The organism is Streptomyces sp. NPDC051286, from assembly GCF_044455345.1.
Lineage (GTDB): Bacteria > Actinomycetota > Actinomycetes > Streptomycetales > Streptomycetaceae > Streptomyces.
Genome location: NZ_JBITER010000005.1, coordinates 195,051 through 210,380, shown reverse-complemented (window position 1 = coordinate 210,380; position 15,330 = coordinate 195,051). Strand labels below are relative to the sequence as shown.

The 15,330-nt window shown below is 70.3% G+C and carries 14 protein-coding genes and 1 pseudogene; 10 read left to right on the top strand and 5 right to left on the bottom strand.

Features of this window, described 5'->3' with window-relative positions; genetic code table 11:
* The first annotated feature begins 19 nt into the window (after positions 1 to 19).
* Positions 20 to 667, top strand: coding sequence for a LysE family translocator (locus ACIBB8_RS08125; protein ID WP_398949610.1), 648 nt, complete (start codon positions 20 to 22; stop codon positions 665 to 667).
* Positions 668 to 718: 51 nt separating this feature from the next.
* Here the strand turns inward: ACIBB8_RS08125 and ACIBB8_RS08120 are convergent, their stop codons facing one another.
* Positions 719 to 1,885, bottom strand: coding sequence for a winged helix DNA-binding domain-containing protein (locus tag ACIBB8_RS08120; RefSeq protein ID WP_398949608.1), 1,167 nt, complete (start codon positions 1,883 to 1,885; stop codon positions 719 to 721).
* Positions 1,886 to 2,010: 125 nt separating this feature from the next.
* Here ACIBB8_RS08120 and ACIBB8_RS08115 point away from each other — a divergent pair, with 125 nt between their 5' ends.
* Positions 2,011 to 2,889, top strand: a complete 879-nt coding sequence (locus ACIBB8_RS08115; protein WP_398949606.1) for a DMT family transporter — start codon at positions 2,011 to 2,013, stop codon at positions 2,887 to 2,889.
* Between the two features lie 406 nt (positions 2,890 to 3,295).
* Here ACIBB8_RS08115 and ACIBB8_RS08110 read toward each other — a convergent pair whose 3' ends face one another.
* The gene (locus ACIBB8_RS08110; protein WP_398949604.1) at positions 3,296 to 4,180 is read right to left on the bottom strand and encodes a DUF2510 domain-containing protein; all 885 of its coding nucleotides are present in this window, start codon (positions 4,178 to 4,180) and stop codon (positions 3,296 to 3,298) included.
* A 395-nt stretch (positions 4,181 to 4,575) separates the two neighbouring features.
* Here ACIBB8_RS08110 and ACIBB8_RS08105 point away from each other — a divergent pair, with 395 nt between their 5' ends.
* Both ACIBB8_RS08105 and ACIBB8_RS08100 read left to right on the top strand, forming a co-directional pair.
* Positions 4,576 to 5,418 (top strand): alpha/beta fold hydrolase, encoded by an 843-nt coding sequence (locus ACIBB8_RS08105; RefSeq protein WP_398949602.1) that lies wholly within the window; start codon positions 4,576 to 4,578, stop codon positions 5,416 to 5,418.
* Between the two features lie 137 nt (positions 5,419 to 5,555).
* Complete coding sequence (locus ACIBB8_RS08100; protein ID WP_398949600.1) at positions 5,556 to 5,924, top strand: nuclear transport factor 2 family protein; 369 nt, start codon at positions 5,556 to 5,558, stop codon at positions 5,922 to 5,924.
* Here the strand turns inward: ACIBB8_RS08100 and ACIBB8_RS08095 are convergent.
* Positions 5,890 to 6,609, bottom strand: a complete 720-nt coding sequence (locus tag ACIBB8_RS08095) for an FAD-dependent monooxygenase (RefSeq protein ID WP_398949598.1) — start codon at positions 6,607 to 6,609, stop codon at positions 5,890 to 5,892. The two genes, ACIBB8_RS08100 and ACIBB8_RS08095, sit on opposite strands and share 35 nt — an antisense overlap.
* A gap of 144 nt (positions 6,610 to 6,753) precedes the next feature.
* Between ACIBB8_RS08095 and ACIBB8_RS08090 the strand changes: the two genes are divergently transcribed.
* Both ACIBB8_RS08090 and ACIBB8_RS08085 read left to right on the top strand, forming a co-directional pair.
* Positions 6,754 to 7,473 carry a TetR/AcrR family transcriptional regulator gene (locus ACIBB8_RS08090; RefSeq protein WP_398949596.1) on the top strand — a complete coding sequence of 240 codons (720 nt, stop codon included), beginning with the start codon at positions 6,754 to 6,756 and terminating at the stop codon, positions 7,471 to 7,473.
* A gap of 303 nt (positions 7,474 to 7,776) precedes the next feature.
* Positions 7,777 to 10,182 carry an endonuclease/exonuclease/phosphatase family protein gene (locus tag ACIBB8_RS08085; RefSeq protein ID WP_398949594.1) on the top strand — a complete coding sequence of 802 codons (2,406 nt, stop codon included), beginning with the start codon at positions 7,777 to 7,779 and terminating at the stop codon, positions 10,180 to 10,182.
* 58 nt (positions 10,183 to 10,240) lie between these two features.
* Here ACIBB8_RS08085 and ACIBB8_RS08080 read toward each other — a convergent pair.
* A pseudogene (locus ACIBB8_RS08080) lies at positions 10,241 to 10,375 on the bottom strand (3-oxoacyl-ACP synthase); the annotation flags it as partial.
* A 114-nt stretch (positions 10,376 to 10,489) separates the two neighbouring features.
* Here ACIBB8_RS08080 and ACIBB8_RS08075 point away from each other — a divergent pair.
* The 3 genes from ACIBB8_RS08075 (at position 10,490) to ACIBB8_RS08065 (ending at position 12,782) form a co-directional block, all read left to right on the top strand.
* On the top strand, positions 10,490 to 11,053 hold the full coding sequence (locus ACIBB8_RS08075) for a hypothetical protein (protein WP_398949592.1): 564 nt from the start codon (positions 10,490 to 10,492) through the stop codon (positions 11,051 to 11,053).
* Positions 11,054 to 11,158: 105 nt separating this feature from the next.
* A complete protein-coding gene (locus ACIBB8_RS08070; RefSeq protein ID WP_398949590.1) occupies positions 11,159 to 11,830 on the top strand; it encodes a TetR/AcrR family transcriptional regulator in 672 nt (223 codons plus the stop codon).
* Positions 11,831 to 12,080: 250 nt separating this feature from the next.
* Positions 12,081 to 12,782, top strand: coding sequence for an IclR family transcriptional regulator (locus tag ACIBB8_RS08065; protein WP_398949588.1), 702 nt, complete (start codon positions 12,081 to 12,083; stop codon positions 12,780 to 12,782).
* Between the two features lie 422 nt (positions 12,783 to 13,204).
* Here the strand turns inward: ACIBB8_RS08065 and ACIBB8_RS08060 are convergent, their stop codons facing one another.
* Positions 13,205 to 13,366: a hypothetical protein gene (locus ACIBB8_RS08060; protein ID WP_398949586.1), complete on the bottom strand. Its 162-nt coding sequence runs from the start codon at positions 13,364 to 13,366 to the stop codon at positions 13,205 to 13,207.
* A gap of 220 nt (positions 13,367 to 13,586) precedes the next feature.
* Between ACIBB8_RS08060 and ACIBB8_RS08055 the strand changes: the two genes are divergently transcribed.
* Positions 13,587 to 15,149 carry a peptidoglycan-binding protein gene (locus tag ACIBB8_RS08055; protein WP_398949584.1) on the top strand — a complete coding sequence of 521 codons (1,563 nt, stop codon included), beginning with the start codon at positions 13,587 to 13,589 and terminating at the stop codon, positions 15,147 to 15,149.
* The last annotated feature ends 181 nt before the right edge of the window (positions 15,150 to 15,330 follow it).

The following is a 15,330-nucleotide window of genomic DNA, read 5'->3' as shown; positions in this document are numbered from 1 at the left end:
GGGCCAGGGGGTGACGGACATGGTGTCCACGCATCAATATCTTTCCTTCGCGGCGATGTCCCTGCTGGTGATCGTGATCCCGGGGCCGAGCGTCCTCTTCGTGATCGGCCGGGCGCTGGCCCACGGCCGCCGCACCGCGCTGACCACAGTGCTGGGCAATGTCGCCGGTTCGTATGTCCTGGTGGTGGCGGTCGCGCTGGGCATCGGCTCGCTGGTCGAACGCTCGATGATGGTCTTCATGGCGGTGAAGCTGGCGGGTGCGGCGTATCTGGTCCTCCTGGGGGTGCAGGCCTTCCGGCACCGCAAGGAGCTGAGGCTGGGGGCTGTCGAGGCGTCGCCGGGGCAGCCCGCGCGCGGTGATCTGCGGACGGTGGTGGACGGCGTGGTCGTCGGCGTCACCAACCCCAAGGGCATCGTCTTCTTCGCCGCGATACTCCCCCAGTTCGTGGACCCCTCGAACGGCCATCTCCCGGTGCAGATGCTGCTGTTGGGGCTGGTGCCGATCGCGATCGGGCTGGTGACGGACACACTCTGGGGGCTCGGCGCGTCGGCGGCCCGGAGCTGGTTCGCCCGGTCGGACAGGCGGCTGTCAATGATCGGCGGGGCGGGTGGCTTCGCGATGATCGGTCTGGGCGTGACGGTGGCGGCGACGGGCCGAGCCGACTAGGGCGTGTTTGCCCCGCGACGGGGCAAGCATTGCCGGGAGGCCAGGTCCTGGTCAGTCCCCGAAGTCGACGAAGGGGGCGAACCGGATGTCGTGTGCGGCCGGGTCCGCGGGTCCCATCGTGGCGAGCATCCGCAGCCCCTCCTCGGTGACGGCTTCACGCTCCGCCGCGCTCAGCCTCCCCAGCGCCTGCACGGTGACGGTCCCCTCGCCGCCGGGCTTCTGCCCGGGCGCGCCGAACCGCCAGATCGCCGCGAGGAAGCCGTCGACGAGCACGGCTCCGTACGCCTGATTGCCGTTCCCGTTGCGTCCTTTGAACCGTGGCGGGATGACGCGCGTACGGTCCGCATGGCCGAGCAGGACGTTGTCGAACTCGGGCAGGAAGCGCGGCGGGGCGGGGGTGTCCGGGTCGGGACGCGGGGCGTCCGGCAGGTCGAAGAGTTCCACACCGTGCTCGTCGCGGAAGGTGACCAGCCGCGGCCGCAGCCGCTCGAAGGCCTCCCGCAGCCGGGTCAGTCCGGCCCACATCTGCATGTCCTTCACGGAGGCGGGTCCAAAGGCGCCGAGGTAGCGCAGCACGGTTGCGTCGGGCATGGGTGTCGGCTCCGACGGCCGGCCGAGCCAGTGCTCGGCGGTGGTCAGCGCGACCTGTCCGCTCCGTCCCCAGAGCCCGCGCGGGGTGACCTGGACCAGGGGCAGGGTGCAGCGGACGGCCATGGTCAGGGCCTGCGGGTCGGCGGCCGGCCACCGCGCGAGCAGTGCCTCACGGAGTTCCTTCGGGGTGCGCGGGCGCTCCTCGACGAGTTCTCTGCCGATCGCCGCGAGCCGGTCCAGGTCCACCTCGCCGAGCCCCTGCCGGAACATCTTCAGCTCCCGACTGCGGGCCGGCTGGACCAGCGGACGCAGGGTCAGCGCGTCGTCGGCGGTGTGGGTGTGGATGGTGGAGCGGAGGGTGACGATGCGGACCACCTCACGGGACCCCATCAGCGCGGAGAGCTCGGCCGGGTCGAAGCCTTCGAGTCGGGCGAAGAGCTGGTAGTACGGCGGCTTGGTGTTCTGCGCCTGTAGCCCGACGAGATGCCCGACGGCTTCCTTCGCGGACATCGGGGTCCGGCGCAGGAGCAGTTGGCGCTCCAGGGTGGCCCGGCCCAGTGCGCGGGGCGTGAGCAGCGGAGGCTGGGCGGATGCGGTCCGTGCGGCGGGATTCGTCTTCGCGGCCATGAACGGCACGGTACGGGGATGTGCGGACAACTCCCGTCCGCAATCGCACCGTCTCGGTCCTTCCCGCGGCCGCCGCAGCGCGGCAGGACCCCGCACTGCGCGCGGGCCGCCCGCATCATGGTCGGGTGATCAGCGTCCTGTTCGCCATCCTGACCGCACTCAGCAACGGCGCCGCGTCCGTACTGCAACGCCGTGCCGCCCTCGCCGTACCCGATACGAAGGCGATGCGCCTGTCGCTGATCGGCCATCTGCTGCGCCAGAAGATGTGGCTGGCCGGAATCGGGCTGGTGATCGTCGCCGCCGTCTGCCAGGCCGTCGCGCTGGCCACCGGACCGATCGCGGTGGTCCAGCCGATCTTCGTCATCGAACTCCCGGCGGCGCTGCTGCTGGCCGGTTTCGTGATTCGGGTCCGGGTACCGGGCGGAGTCTGGTACGGCGTGGCTGCCGTGACCGTCGGGCTGGCCCTCGGCATGGCCTCCGCCGCTCCGGGCGGCGGCGGCACGTCGGTGCGGGGCGCGGTCTGGGTCCCGGCGCTGATCCTGACGGGGATCTTCGAGGCCGCGCTGATCACCGGCGCGATGAAGACCCGCGGGAACCCCCGGGCGGCGCTGCTCGGGCTCGCCGCCGCGTGTGGTTACTCGCTCACCGCCGCCCTGATGAAGGACGCCATGGGGCGTCTCAGTGACGACGGAGTGACCGCGCTCATGACATCCTGGCAGCTGTACGCCACCGCCGCCGCCGGGGTGGGCGCGCTGTTCCTCCTTCAGAACGCGCTCCAGGCGGGCACTCTGGTCGCCGTCCAGCCGATGCTGACCCTGGGCGACGCGCTGATCAGCGTCCTGTACGGGGTGACGCTGTTCGGCGAGGAGCTGCGCACGGGCTGGTGGCTGTTGCCGGAGCTGGTCGCGATCGCTCTCATCGCGCTGGGCTGTATCGAACTGTCCCGTTCGCCGCTGGCGTCCGGGAACGCCGTACCGCCGCGGCGCAGCACCCGCGTGACGTGACGGTCCGTACCCGGGCCCCGGGGTCGGGTGTCCGGGTTGCGGTGCGCCGGCGAGGTCCGCGTCGGGGCGACCGGCGAACAGCACGACGGGGCGATCAGGCCGACGAGGTGGCAGACGGTGCACGCGGTGGCGGCGTGCACCTGCTCCGTACTCACCTGTTCGGCGGAAAGCCCGCTGAGTCCGGCGCGGCGGGGAGAGTGCGAGTTCCGGATGGTCCCGGACGACGCCCGTCCGGCCTCGCCCGCCCGTGGGTGCATACGCGGTCGGTCAGCGCAGGGAGACGACATCGAGAGCGGGGTCCCATGACGGCATCCTGCCTACCGCCGCCGGCCCCTGCGTCGCCCGCCCGACGCGCGGAAGCGGCCCACGGGAAGGAATCCCGCGGGCCGGTTCCCGCCGAGTCTCTTCAGGCGGTCTGCCCGGATCCCGAGCCGGTCACGGCCGCCGCCTTGATCCCCTTGGTGATCTCGTCCATCACCGAGAGCGGGGGCGCCTTGGGGCCGGCGTCGAAGCCGGACCGTACGACCACCAACATGTCCGCGGAGTGCGGGGAGGCAAAGGCCAGCGACTGGACGTAGCCGTCGTCGCCTTCCTTCGTGGCCACCTTCCAGCGCACCAGATAGCCCTTGCGGCCCGCGACGGTGACCGCCTCGGACTTGAGCTGCTCGTGCGAGGTGATGGCGCCGTAGGCCTTGCCGCCGTACGACGATGTGGCATTGACGGAGATGTCCGCCTTCGCCGCCGCCTCCGGCGTCTTCGCCGTGATCTTCAGCGCCTGGGCCGGGGCGACGAACGCTCCTCCGCGCTCGCACTTCTGCGAGGCGTCGGCCGGGCAGGTATACGATCCCGTGCTCACCGAAGCACCGATCAGCGCCGACTGGCCGGTCCAGCCGTCGGGCACCGGCAGGCTGATACCCGTGCTGGCGTCCGTGGCATACCCCTTCTCGGACGGCGGTTGCCGCTGGTCGGGCGCCGGACTCCGGCCACCGGGACCGCCCTGGCCGTTCGGTCCCCCGGGAGGACTGGGCGCAGGCGACTCGGCACCGCGGGAGGTGTTCCCGGAACTGTGGGATCCACCAGTCAGCAGGACGGCGCCACCCGCGATCGCGGCCAGCACCACCACACCAGCGGTGACGCCGACGCCGATCCGGATCCGACGGCGTCGGACGGCCGCGGGCGGCATCCGGAGCTGATCCGTCCACTGACTCCCGTCCCACCAGCGTTCCTGGACAGGGCCTGTTCCTGTATACCCGGGGTCCGTATGCCAGCCGGGAGGGCTCATCTCGGTCACGACGCCCACCGTAGAGGCGCTCCGTGAAAATCGCATGAAACAGTGCCGGCAACCCGGTCAGGGCCGCCGGCAGTGCGCGGGCCACCGAATGGGGGCGTAATGGGCTAGGACCTCTCTTTTCGGAACAGGTTGCGACCCAGGGCCTCCCCGCAATAGGGAGTGGATCAGCGAGCGGCGTCATGCGGCTCCGATGGCAAGGCGGAGGAAGGAGTCGACGCGGAGCGTCGGCGACTGACGACAACGCCGCCGGCGGAGTTGTAAGGCGTCGGGAGCCCACTCCCTATCGCGGGGGAGGCCGCAAGAGTACGGGCAGGGCCCGGCGAGCCGCGCACGCTTCGAAGAGAGGCCCCAGGAGCCCGGACCACGACGGGACCGGGCCGTGCGATGGGAGAGCCATGCCGTACATCACCGTTGGCGAGGAGAACTCCGCCGGCATCCATGTGTACTACGAGGACCACGGGATGGGGCAGCCCGTCGTCCTGATCCACGGGTTCCCGCTGAGCGGCGCGTCCTGGGAGAAGCAGCTCCCGGTCCTGCTGCGCGCCGGGTACCGGGTGATCACGTACGACCGGCGCGGCTTCGGCCGGTCCTCGCAGCCCACCACGGGGTACGACTACGACACGCTCGCCACGGATCTCAACGCCGTCATGGAGAAGCTCGACCTGCAGAACACCATCCTGGTCGGGTTCTCCATGGGCACCGGCGAGGTCGTCCGTTACCTGGGCAATTACGGATCCGCGCGGGTCGACCGGGCGGCACTGATCGCCCCGATCCCGCCGTTCCTCCTGAAAACCGGGGACAACCCGGAGGGGGTCGACCAGAGCGTCTTCGACGGCACCATGAGTGCCATCGCCTCGGACCGTCCCGCGTATCTGACGACCTTCCTCCATGACTTCAACAACGTCGACAAGCTCGGTGGCACCCGGATCAGTGAGCAGGCGCTGCAACTCCAGTGGACGGTGGCCGCCGGTGCGTCGGCCCATGCCACGCTGGCCTGCGTGCCGGCCTGGCTGACGGACTTCCGCGACGACCTGCCCAGGATCGACGTGGAGACGCTGATCGTCCAGGGCGACGAGGACCGCATCCTGCCCATCGACTCCTGCGCGCGGCGGCTGCCCGGCCTGATCAAGAACAGCCGTCTCGTCGAGATCCCGGGCGGCCCGCACAACATCGGCTGGACCCACGCCGAAGAACTCAACGCCATTCTCATGGGGTTCCTCAACCGGACAGTCTCCTGAGCGCCGCGCGCCGCCGGGGCGTCCGGTCATGACCCGGGAGGTAATCGACGCTTCTTCCCCAGTCGGACATCGTGTTCCTCACGAGCCGCACAGGAGCCCGGCCGCAGGTCCGGGACCGTGACCGAGAGGACAGCACGATGACCGCATACGAGGACGCCGTTCAGCGCTACTTCACCGCCTGGAACGCGGCCACCCCCGAGGATCTGGCGAAGGCCGTCACCGCCGCCTTCACCGAGGGCGCCACGTACACCGACCCGCTGGCCTCGGTGCGGGGCCACGACGAGCTGGTGGCCGTGATCAGCGGTGCCCATCAGCAGTTCCCCGGCTTCGAGTTCAAGCTGACCGGCGCCCCCGAAGGACACCACGACATCGTCCGCTTCAGCTGGGACCTGGTCTCCGCCTCCGACGGCTCGGCGCCCGTGGCCGGGTCCGACGTCGTCACCCTCGACGAGGACGGGCGCATCACCTCGGTCAGTGGCTTCCTGGACCGGGTCCCCGGAGCGTGACCGGCGCGGATTTCCGGTGCGCCCGGTAGTCGGGCAGTTCGATGTTCGTCACCTTCCTGCCCTCTTCCAGCATCCAGTTGAGGACGAACGTGCGGCCGAGCATCCAGTTGCGCATGCGCAGCGTGAACGCGGAGCCGGGGGCCAGGAAGGGGCCGGTCCGGTCACCGCTTTTCTGGCAGCCCTGCGCGTAGGCACGCAGCAGGCTCTCGTAGCGGGCGAAGGCGGCGGCGTGGTCGCCGCGGTGGGCGGCCAGCTCCCCCGCGAGCACGTACGCGGCGACGATCGCGGTCCCGGTACCCATGCCGCCGATGGTGGCCCCGCAGGCGGCGTCACCGAGGAGGGCGACGCGGCCCCGGGACCAGGTGTCCACGTCGGCGCGGCTGATGGAGTCGAAGTACAGGTCGTCGGCGTCGTCCAGGGTGGCGAGCAGCCGGGGCACGTCCCAGCCGATTCCGGCGAACGCCTCGGCGATGAGGGCCTTCTGCGTCCGCTGGTCGTGCCGGTCGTGGTCCAGCCGGTCGGCGGCGAAGACAAAGAAGGCGCGGGCGGTGCCGGGGTTGCGGTTGTCGGTGCCGACGGAGGCGAGGCGGCCCGGGGTGTTGCACCCGATGGAGCCCTCACCGAAGCCGAAGCCGGCGTAGTCGGGCAGGCTCCAGGTGGCGGCGTAGTGGCCGAGGTGGCGCACGTACGCGTCCTCGGGGCCGAAGGCGAGGCGCCTGACGTTGGAGTGCAGCCCGGGGATCTTCGATCCACATTAATTGCGTCCCATAGACGCTGTTTCTTGTTGTGTACGATAGACACAGTTTCTGGTTCCGGCAAGGAGACAGCGGTGACGGACGACCCGACGAACCTGATGCGTCTGCTCTGGGGACCCGGACCACAGCCCCGGCGCGGACCCAAGCCCGCACTCACCCTCGACGGCATCGCCCGCACCGGCACCGAGATCGCGGCCGCGGAAGGCCTCGGAGCCGTGTCCATGCAGCGCGTTGCGGAGCGGCTCGGTAAGACGAAGATGTCGCTCTACCGATACCTGCCCGGCAAGGCGGAACTGATCGCCGTCATGGTGGAAACGGCGCTGGATGACACACCGGAGGTCGGGGAGGGTGACTGGCGGACGCGCCTGACGGCCTGGTCGCACGGCATGGCCGAGGTGCTCCGCCGTCACCCCTGGCTACTGGAGGCGACGGTCGGCCCGCGTCTGATGGGCCCGAAGGAACTCGGCTGGATGGAGCGGGCCCTCTCCGCGCTGGACGGCACCGGGCTCACGGGAGCGGAGCGCATGGACGCGGTGGTGCTGCTCACCAGCCATGTTCGGGGTATCACGCTCCACAGCCGCGCGGCCGCCCCCTCCGGCGCACCGGAGGCCCAGCTCCTGGCCGCGCTCGGCACGGTACTGCGGGAGCACGGTGCGGACTACCCGAACCTGGCCGCGGCGACGGCCTCCTCGGTCCGCTCCGGGCCCCGGGGACAGGACCAGGCCCTGGAGTTCGGCCTTGACCGCATCCTGGACGGCCTGGAGGTCCTGATCGCCGAGCGCGCCCGGAGGTGATCCACGCGAGGGCCCGCAGCGACGCGGCTGCCGCAGGGCCGTGACGGGCGGATGTCCTCCATACGGCCTCCGACCACCGCGGCCCCGAGCCCGGCACCGACGGGAACGCCGCGTTCCCCACCGTCCTCAGTCACATCGGGACCGGTGACTTCAAGGTCAGCGAACCCACGGTCCGGCCGTAGTTGGCGTGCGCGCCCGGGGATCGTCGGAGCGTTTTCTGGAATTAACCTCTGATGCCTTGTCACAGACGGGTCTACGCGCATAGCTTGTGGCCCCTCATCACACTTCGAGGGGCAGCTCACCGTGCACATATCCCGACCTCGTTCCATCCTGCTGGCCGGCGCGGTCGCCGTGACCCTCTCGGCGACCGCGCTGCCTGCCGCCTTCGCGGCCCCGTCCTCGACCGCCGTGATCTCCGAGGTGTACGGGGGCGGGGGCAACTCGGGTGCGACGCTCACCCGCGACTTTGTCGAACTGGCCAATGCCGGCTCGGCCGCGTACGACCTCTCGGGCTTCAGCGTCCAGTACCTGCCCGGCACACCGTCCGCAGGTTCGCTCTGGCAGGTCTCCGCGCTGACCGGGTCCGTCGCGCCCGGCGGCCGCTACCTGGTCGCCCAGGCCGCGGGCACGGGCGGCACCGTTGCCCTGCCCACCCCGGACGCGACCGGCACCGTGGCGATGTCCGCGACCAGCGGCACCGTCGCCCTTGTCGCCGGAACCACCCCGCTGACCTGCAAGACCGCGGCCGACTGCGCCGCCGACACCCGCATCGTGGACCTCGTCGGCTACGGGTCCGCGGTCGTACGGGAGGGCAGTGGCCCGGCTGCCGGTGCCTCCGCCACTGCCTCCGTGGCGCGCGGTACGTCGCTCGCCGACACCGACAACAACGCCGCCGACCTGGCCGCGGGCGCCCCGACACCGGTCAACGCGGCCGGTGAGACGTCCGGCGGAGCGGGACCCGGCGACCCCGGGAACCCGACCGAGCCCGGCACCGTGCGGGTGCACGACATCCAGGGCACCACCCGTGTCTCGCCGCTGAACGGCCAGTCGGTGACCGGGGTCCCCGGCGTCGTCACCGGCGTGCGGACCACCGGTTCGCGCGGCTTCTGGATCCAGGACACCACGCCGGACGCGGACGCCCGTACCAGCGAGGGTGTCTTCGTCTACACCGGCTCCACCGCACCCACCGTCGCGGTCGGCGATTCCGTGCTGGTCAGCGGCAAGGTGGACGAGTACTACCCGTCGGCCACCACCCAGTCGATCACCGAGATCACCGCCCCCAGGGTCACGGTCCTGTCGTCGGGCAACGCGCTGCCCGCGCCGGTCGTGCTCGACGCCGCGTCCGTGCCCGACGCATACGTCCCCTCGGCAGGCGGCGGTTCGGTCGACAGGCTGGCCCTCGCCCCGGCGGCGTACGCCCTCGACCTGTACGAGTCGCTCGAAGGCGCCCGCGTACAGATCGCCGACACCCGGGTCACGGGTGCGACGACCGCGTACAACGAGGTCTGGGTGACGGTCAAGCCGAACGAGAACCCGACGGGGCGCGGCGGCACGCTCTACTCCTCGTACACCGACCAGAACACCGGTCGCATCAAGGTGATGTCGCTGGACACCACCCGCCCCTTCCCCGTGGCGAACGTGGGCGATGAGCTGTCCGGCACCACCACCGGTGTCATGGATTACGCCTCCTTCGGCGGCTACAACCTGCAGGCGACCGAGCTGGGCACGCTCACCGACCACCACCTGCGGCGCGAGGTCACCCGGAAACAGAGGGACAAGGAGCTCGCGGTCGCCACGTACAACGTGGAGAACCTGGACGCGCTCGACGAGCAGGCCAAGTTCGACACGCTCGCCGCGGGCGTCGCGGTCAACCTTTCCTCCCCCGACATCGTGTCGCTGGAGGAGATCCAGGACGACAACGGTGCGGTGAACGACGGCACGGTCGGCTCCGAGGCGACGCTCAAGCGGTTCACCGACGCGATCGTCGCGGCGGGCGGTCCGCAGTACGCATGGCGCTACATCGCCCCCGTGGACGGCAAGGACGGCGGCGAGCCCGGCGGCAACATCCGCAACGTCTTCCTCTTCAACCCCGAGCGCGTCGAGTTCGTGGACCGCGCGGGCGGCGATGCGACCACCGCCGTGACCGCCGTCAAGACAAAGAAGGGCGTCGCTCTCTCGGCGTCGCCCGGCCGTATCACCCCCACCAACGACGCGTGGGCGGACAGCCGCAAGCCCCTGGTCGGCGAGTTCCGCTTCCACGGGAAGCCGGTGTTCGTCATCGGCAACCACTTCACCTCCAAGGGCGGTGACCAGCCCCTGCACGGCCGCTACCAGGAGCCGACGCGCAGCTCGGAGAAGAAGCGCGTCAAGCAGGCGACGGAGGTCAACACCTTCGTGACGTCGCTGCTGGCGGCGGACAAGTCGGCGCAGGTCATCACCCTCGGGGACCTCAACGACTTCGCGTTCTCGCCGACGATGGACGCGCTGACCGACGGCCAGGTACTCAAGCCGCTGATCACCACGCTGCCTACGAGCGAGCAGTACAGCTATGTGTACGAGGGCAACTCGCAGACACTGGACCACATCCTGACCAGCCCCGGCGTGATCCGCTTCGACTACGACGTGGTGCACATCAACGCGGAGTTCGCCGACCAGGCGAGCGATCACGACCCGCAGATCGTGCGCGTGGACGTGAACGCACAGCGCTGATCCCGTACAGCCGGAGGGGGCCGCCCGGTCGACGGGCGGCCCCCTCTGTTCGACCGGTCGCATCGCTGAGGACGAGTGCGGCGTTGTGGCCGCCGAAGCCGAGCGAGGTCGTGACGGCGGCCTCGAAGGCGCCGTTGCCGGCCTCCTTGTTCACCACGTCGACGGTGACGCCCGGGGCGGGTGCGTCGAGGTCGTCCCAGTGCACGACACCCCGTCCGGATGCCCGAGCAGCTCGGGCATCCGGACGCGGCACTTACAAACTGTCGCGTGTTGATCGCGAACTCACCGCGCTGGAGCGTCAGCGACCGTGGCCACCACCACCGCCGCCGTGGTCACCACCACCGCCGCCGTGGTCACCACCGAAGCCGTGGTCACCACCGAAGCCGTGGTCACCACCGAAACCATGGCCGAAACCGAAGCCGTGGTCACCGCCGAAACCATGGTCGAAACGGAAGCCATGGTCGAAACGGAAGCCATGGTCGAAACCGAAGCCATGGTCGAAGTCGTGACAGCTGAATCCCCAGCCCCAGCCTTCATCGAACTGGCAACCGTGCCAACCCGAGCCGCCGTACTGGGACGGGACGGAGGCGACGGCGGACGACGGGGGAGAAGCGGCCGCGCTGACAGCGCCGGCTCCGGCCGCGATGGCGAGGATGGGTGCCGCGCATACCGCGGCGGCTATCCGCCGCATCCTGGTCGTATTCGCGCGCATGATATGTCCCCCCTTCTGGGGGGTCGAGAAAGAGATCTCGGGCGTTCGCTGGGGACGCCCATCCGCACCAGATCCCGCGCGCGGGTCTGGTGCGCGGTGATCCACCCACCGGGATTGCCGGCAGCGATTCTCCGGCGGGCTCCAGGATCCTACTATTGAGTACAAGAGGGATCATACGATACGAAACGCCTCGTATCGCCAAGATAGGGTCACTCATAGGGCAAAGTCAAAGGGCGCACCAGTGGCTCACAAAGGAGGCACACGGTGGTTACTCCCAGGCAGCAGAACGGCCGTCAGGACCCTTTGGCTCCTGAGTACGCCGCCCAGCGCAACCGCGTCGTGCCTCGCTACGGGCGGAGGCGCCGACAGTCTCACGAAGCCGTGCTCCGAGCCACGAAAGCCCTGCTCGGCGAGGTCGGATATCAGCGACTTTCTTTCGAAGGCGTCGCACGGCGAGCCGGCGTCAGCAAGGCGACGATCTATCGGTGGTGGCCGAACAAGGCCGCGCTGGTGATCGAGGCCCTCAGCGGGGACGTCCCACTCCCTCCCATCCATGAGACCGGCGACCTGGAAGCCGACCTGCGAACCGCCGTCCGGCTGACCATCGAGCTCGTCTCCGCCATGCCGACGTGCCTGATCCTCCCGGCGCTGCTCGCCGATGTGATCGAGGATCCCACCGGTACCGGAGCCTTCGCCGAGCTCATCGAACCCCGTCGCGCGTCGGTCGTGGAAATGCTGGAGCGAGCCCGACTCGAAGGCCGGTTGCAGCCCGACACCGATACCTCACTGATGGTCGACATCTACTCCGGAACCGTCGTCTACCTGGCTGCGGTAAGCCGCGAACCGCCGGGCGAGGCGGTGGTGGACCAGATCGTCAGTCTCCTCCTGCACGGTCACCTCCCAGCCCAGACCCCTCCGACGACAACGACGGGCTGAGCACGCGGGTGCGGTGGCGAATCGCCCGCGCCCCCGCCCTTCCGGTGGACGACGGTGCGGTGCGGACACGCTCTAGGAGGGCACGGAAGATCTTGGCCGGGCTCCCGGCGCCTTGCACGCACATCTGCGGCGTTGCCAAAACGGCCTGATAGCTCCGCTATGAGGCCGCTTCGGCGCCTTGCAGCCGCACGCACCAGACGCCGCTCGCTGATCCAGCCAAGATCTTCAGCCCCCGCCTAGGATTGCCCGGGTGAGCGACAAGCCGGTTCCCGACAAGGCCTCCTCCCGCACCACCGGGTCCCAGACCCTGGCCCGCGGCCTGACCGCGCTCGGGCTGGTCGCCGGGACGCCGCACGGGCTCGCGGTGCAGGACGTGGCGGACCGCTTGGGCGTGCATCGCACCATCGCGCACCGCATCCTGACCACCCTGGCGGAGTTCCGACTGGTCTTCCGGGGTGCGGACGGCCGCTTCCGGGCGGGGTCCGGCACGGCCGCGCTGGCGCGTGGCTATGCGGCCGGGATCCGGGAGGCGTCGTTGCCGGTGCTGCGACGGACCGCAGACGAACTGAGAGCCACGGTCGCGCTGATCGCCGCGGAGGGCGACGACGCGGTGGCGGTGGCGGTGGCGGAGCCGCAGTCGGTGGACTACCACCTCTCCTACCGGGTCGGCAGCCGCAACCCGATCGGAGTCGGCGCGGCCGGTCTGGCGCTGGCCTCGTTCCGGCCGCCGTCGCCGGACGATTCGGCCGAGCTCGCCGAGGTGCGCGAGCGCGGGTACGCGATGACGTTCGGGCGGGTGGAGCCGGGTGCCTTCGGGGTGGCCGTGCCACTGCGTTCGGTCGATCCGACGATGCAGCTGTGCATCAACCTGATCACCACCCGGGAAGAGGTGGCGCGCGCCTCGGTCAAGGGAATGCTGGCCGCCGCCGAGGAGCTCTCCCGTAGCGTCTGACCTGCCGCAGTGGGAGCAGGCTGCCGTCTTCAACGAGCTGGCACTCGGCTTCCTCGGGGAGCACAAGTGACCAGCGCCACGGCACCGGACGGCTCGCGGCGCGCGGAGGCCGCCCGGCTGCTCCTCGACTCCTGCCGCAGCGGAGCGCCCGTCGCCCCGCTCACCGCGTTGGAACCGGGACTGACGATGCGTACATCCAGCTTCGCCGGGTCCGCGCCCGCACCAAGGCCGGACACCGATCGCGGGCCACAAGGGGCTCACCGCCCGCCCGATGCAGCGTCAGCTCGGCATCGACGAGCCCGACTACGGACATGTGCTGGACAGCCGCTTCCACGCCAAGCACACCCCCGGGCGCTGGACGACGCCGGCGTCGAGGTACTGGAGGTCAGTCACGGCGACGACCTGGTCAACTCCTCGTTCAACTACGGATTCTCCAGCACCGACGAGATGAAGCTGATCGCCGCAACGACCGACGAGTCGGTACGGGCGAGGATCGCGGTCCCGCGGGGTATGCCGGTCAGGAGGACGTGGTCACCGACGTCGCGCGGCAGCTCGTCACGGAGCGGAAGCGCGGTACGGTACACATCTGACGCCTAGTCACGCCGTCGCCCGACGACCGGTCGCACCGCCGGGCTGCTTACTATCTCGCTTGTCAACTCTGCCGGAGTGACAGGGAGTTCGACACGCAGGCAAATGTTTTTCATGCCCTGGACGCATGGATAGCCTGAGCCCGCTTCGCGGCCCTCGACCCACCCCACTCGGTTCCGGGGGCCGTTCTTTCTCCCCCACAGAGCAGGAGCAGGTATGCCCAGACGCGCCGCAGCCCACACGAGGGGCCGCGCATCCGTGCTGGTGGCTCTCACCGCCACCGCGCTCGCCGCGACCGGCACGCCGGTTCTCGCCGCACCCCCTCCGGTCGCCGCCGGCTCCTCCATGAACCAGGCGTTGGAGCAGGCGGCACGGGAGTTCGACGTACCGCGCGACCTGCTCGCCGCCGTCGGCTATGGCGAAACGCACCTCGACGGCCACGCCGGGCGCCCCAGCCAGGCGAACGGGTACGGCGTGATGCACCTGGTCAGCAACCCCAGCAACCACACGCTGGAAACGGCGGCCGCGCTCACCGGCGCGCCGCTGTCGAAGCTCCGGTCGGACACCGCGGCCAATATCCTCGGCGGCGCGGCCGTGCTGCGCGCGTACGCGGACCGCATCGGCCTCGACGGCGACGAGCGCGATGACATCAACGCCTGGTACCCGGCCGTGGCGCGGTACAGCGGCACGACGGGCCGCGCCGCCGCCCTCTACGCCGACACGGTCTACACGTTCCTCGCGAACGGGATCGTCACCACCGTTCCCGGCGGCGAGCGGGTCTCGGTGACCGCCCGCCCGGTCGCCCCGGAGAAGGGCGCCTTCTCCGACCGCGGGTCACGCGCCCGGAGCGCCGACTACCCGTCGGCCCTGTGGGTCCCGGCCGACCCGAACAACTTCACCAAGGGCCGGTCGGCGCCGATCAACAAGGTGATCATCCATGTCACGCAGGGCTCGTACTCGGGCTCGATCAGCTGGTTCCAGGACCCCACGTCCGAGGTGAGCGCCCATTACGTGATCCGCTCCTCCGACGGGCAGATCACCCAGACGGTCCGCGACAGCGACACCGCTTACCACGCCCGGGGCGCGAACGCCTCGGCGCTCGGCATCGAGCACGAGGGATTCATCGACGACCCGTCCTGGTTCACGGACACGATGTACCGATCCTCAGCGGCCCTGACGAAGCATCTGTGCGACCGGTACGGGATTCCGAAGGACCGGGCACACATCATCGGGCACAGCGAGGCGCCGGGCAACGACCACACGGACCCGGGCCCGTACTGGGACTGGACGCGCTACATGCAATTGGTGGGCGGGGACACCCGTGGCGGCGCCAGCCGTGACGGGCTGAGCTTCACCACGTACGCGACCCAGCAGAGCGGCTCAACGGGAGCCCAGGTCAAGGCGGTTCAGCAGCTGCTGGGCGAGCAGGGCTACGTGATGGGCGCGGTGGACGGCAGCTTCGGCCCGGCCACACGGGATGCGGTGATCGCTTATCAGGCGGCCCATGGCCTGACGGCCGACGGCATCGTGGGAGACAGGACCTGGACCGCGCTGCTGTCGGCCGGTCCGACGGCGCCCCTCGAGCAGGGTGACGCGGGCGACGGAGTGAAGCGGCTCCAGCGCTCACTCACCGCGGCGCTCGGTTCGACGGTCGGTATCGACGGGAGGTTCGGCCGGGCGACGCTGACGGCGGTACGCAGCTACCAGGCGAGCCGGGGCCTGGCGGCCGACGGCATCGTGGGGCCGGACACCTGGGCGGCACTGCAGACGGGGCACTGACGAAGACCTCACGGGTGCGGGGCGGGGTGGTGCGGGCAGCGCACCGCCCCGCCCTTCGCATGCCGCGGGTGGCGCTCCGGTGGCTGTCACAGGCCACAGCGCTCTCCCCCGGCACCGTCAAGACCCGCGTCACATTTGAGTAACCTGCCGGAAACCCTTGACGTTTCTCCTGACTCGTTCT

What these genes read in the sequence shown, in the direction of transcription:
- ACIBB8_RS08105 (WP_398949602.1), top strand. Translation starts at nt 4,576, where the DNA reads ATGCCGTACATCACCGTTGGCGAGGAGAACTCCGCCGGCATCCATGTG.
- ACIBB8_RS08125 (WP_398949610.1), top strand. Translation starts at nt 20, where the DNA reads ATGGTGTCCACGCATCAATATCTTTCCTTCGCGGCGATGTCCCTGCTG.
- ACIBB8_RS08120 (WP_398949608.1), bottom strand. Translation starts at nt 1,885, where the DNA reads ATGGCCGCGAAGACGAATCCCGCCGCACGGACCGCATCCGCCCAGCCT.
- ACIBB8_RS08055 (WP_398949584.1), top strand. Translation starts at nt 13,587, where the DNA reads ATGCCCAGACGCGCCGCAGCCCACACGAGGGGCCGCGCATCCGTGCTG.
- ACIBB8_RS08100 (WP_398949600.1), top strand. Translation starts at nt 5,556, where the DNA reads ATGACCGCATACGAGGACGCCGTTCAGCGCTACTTCACCGCCTGGAAC.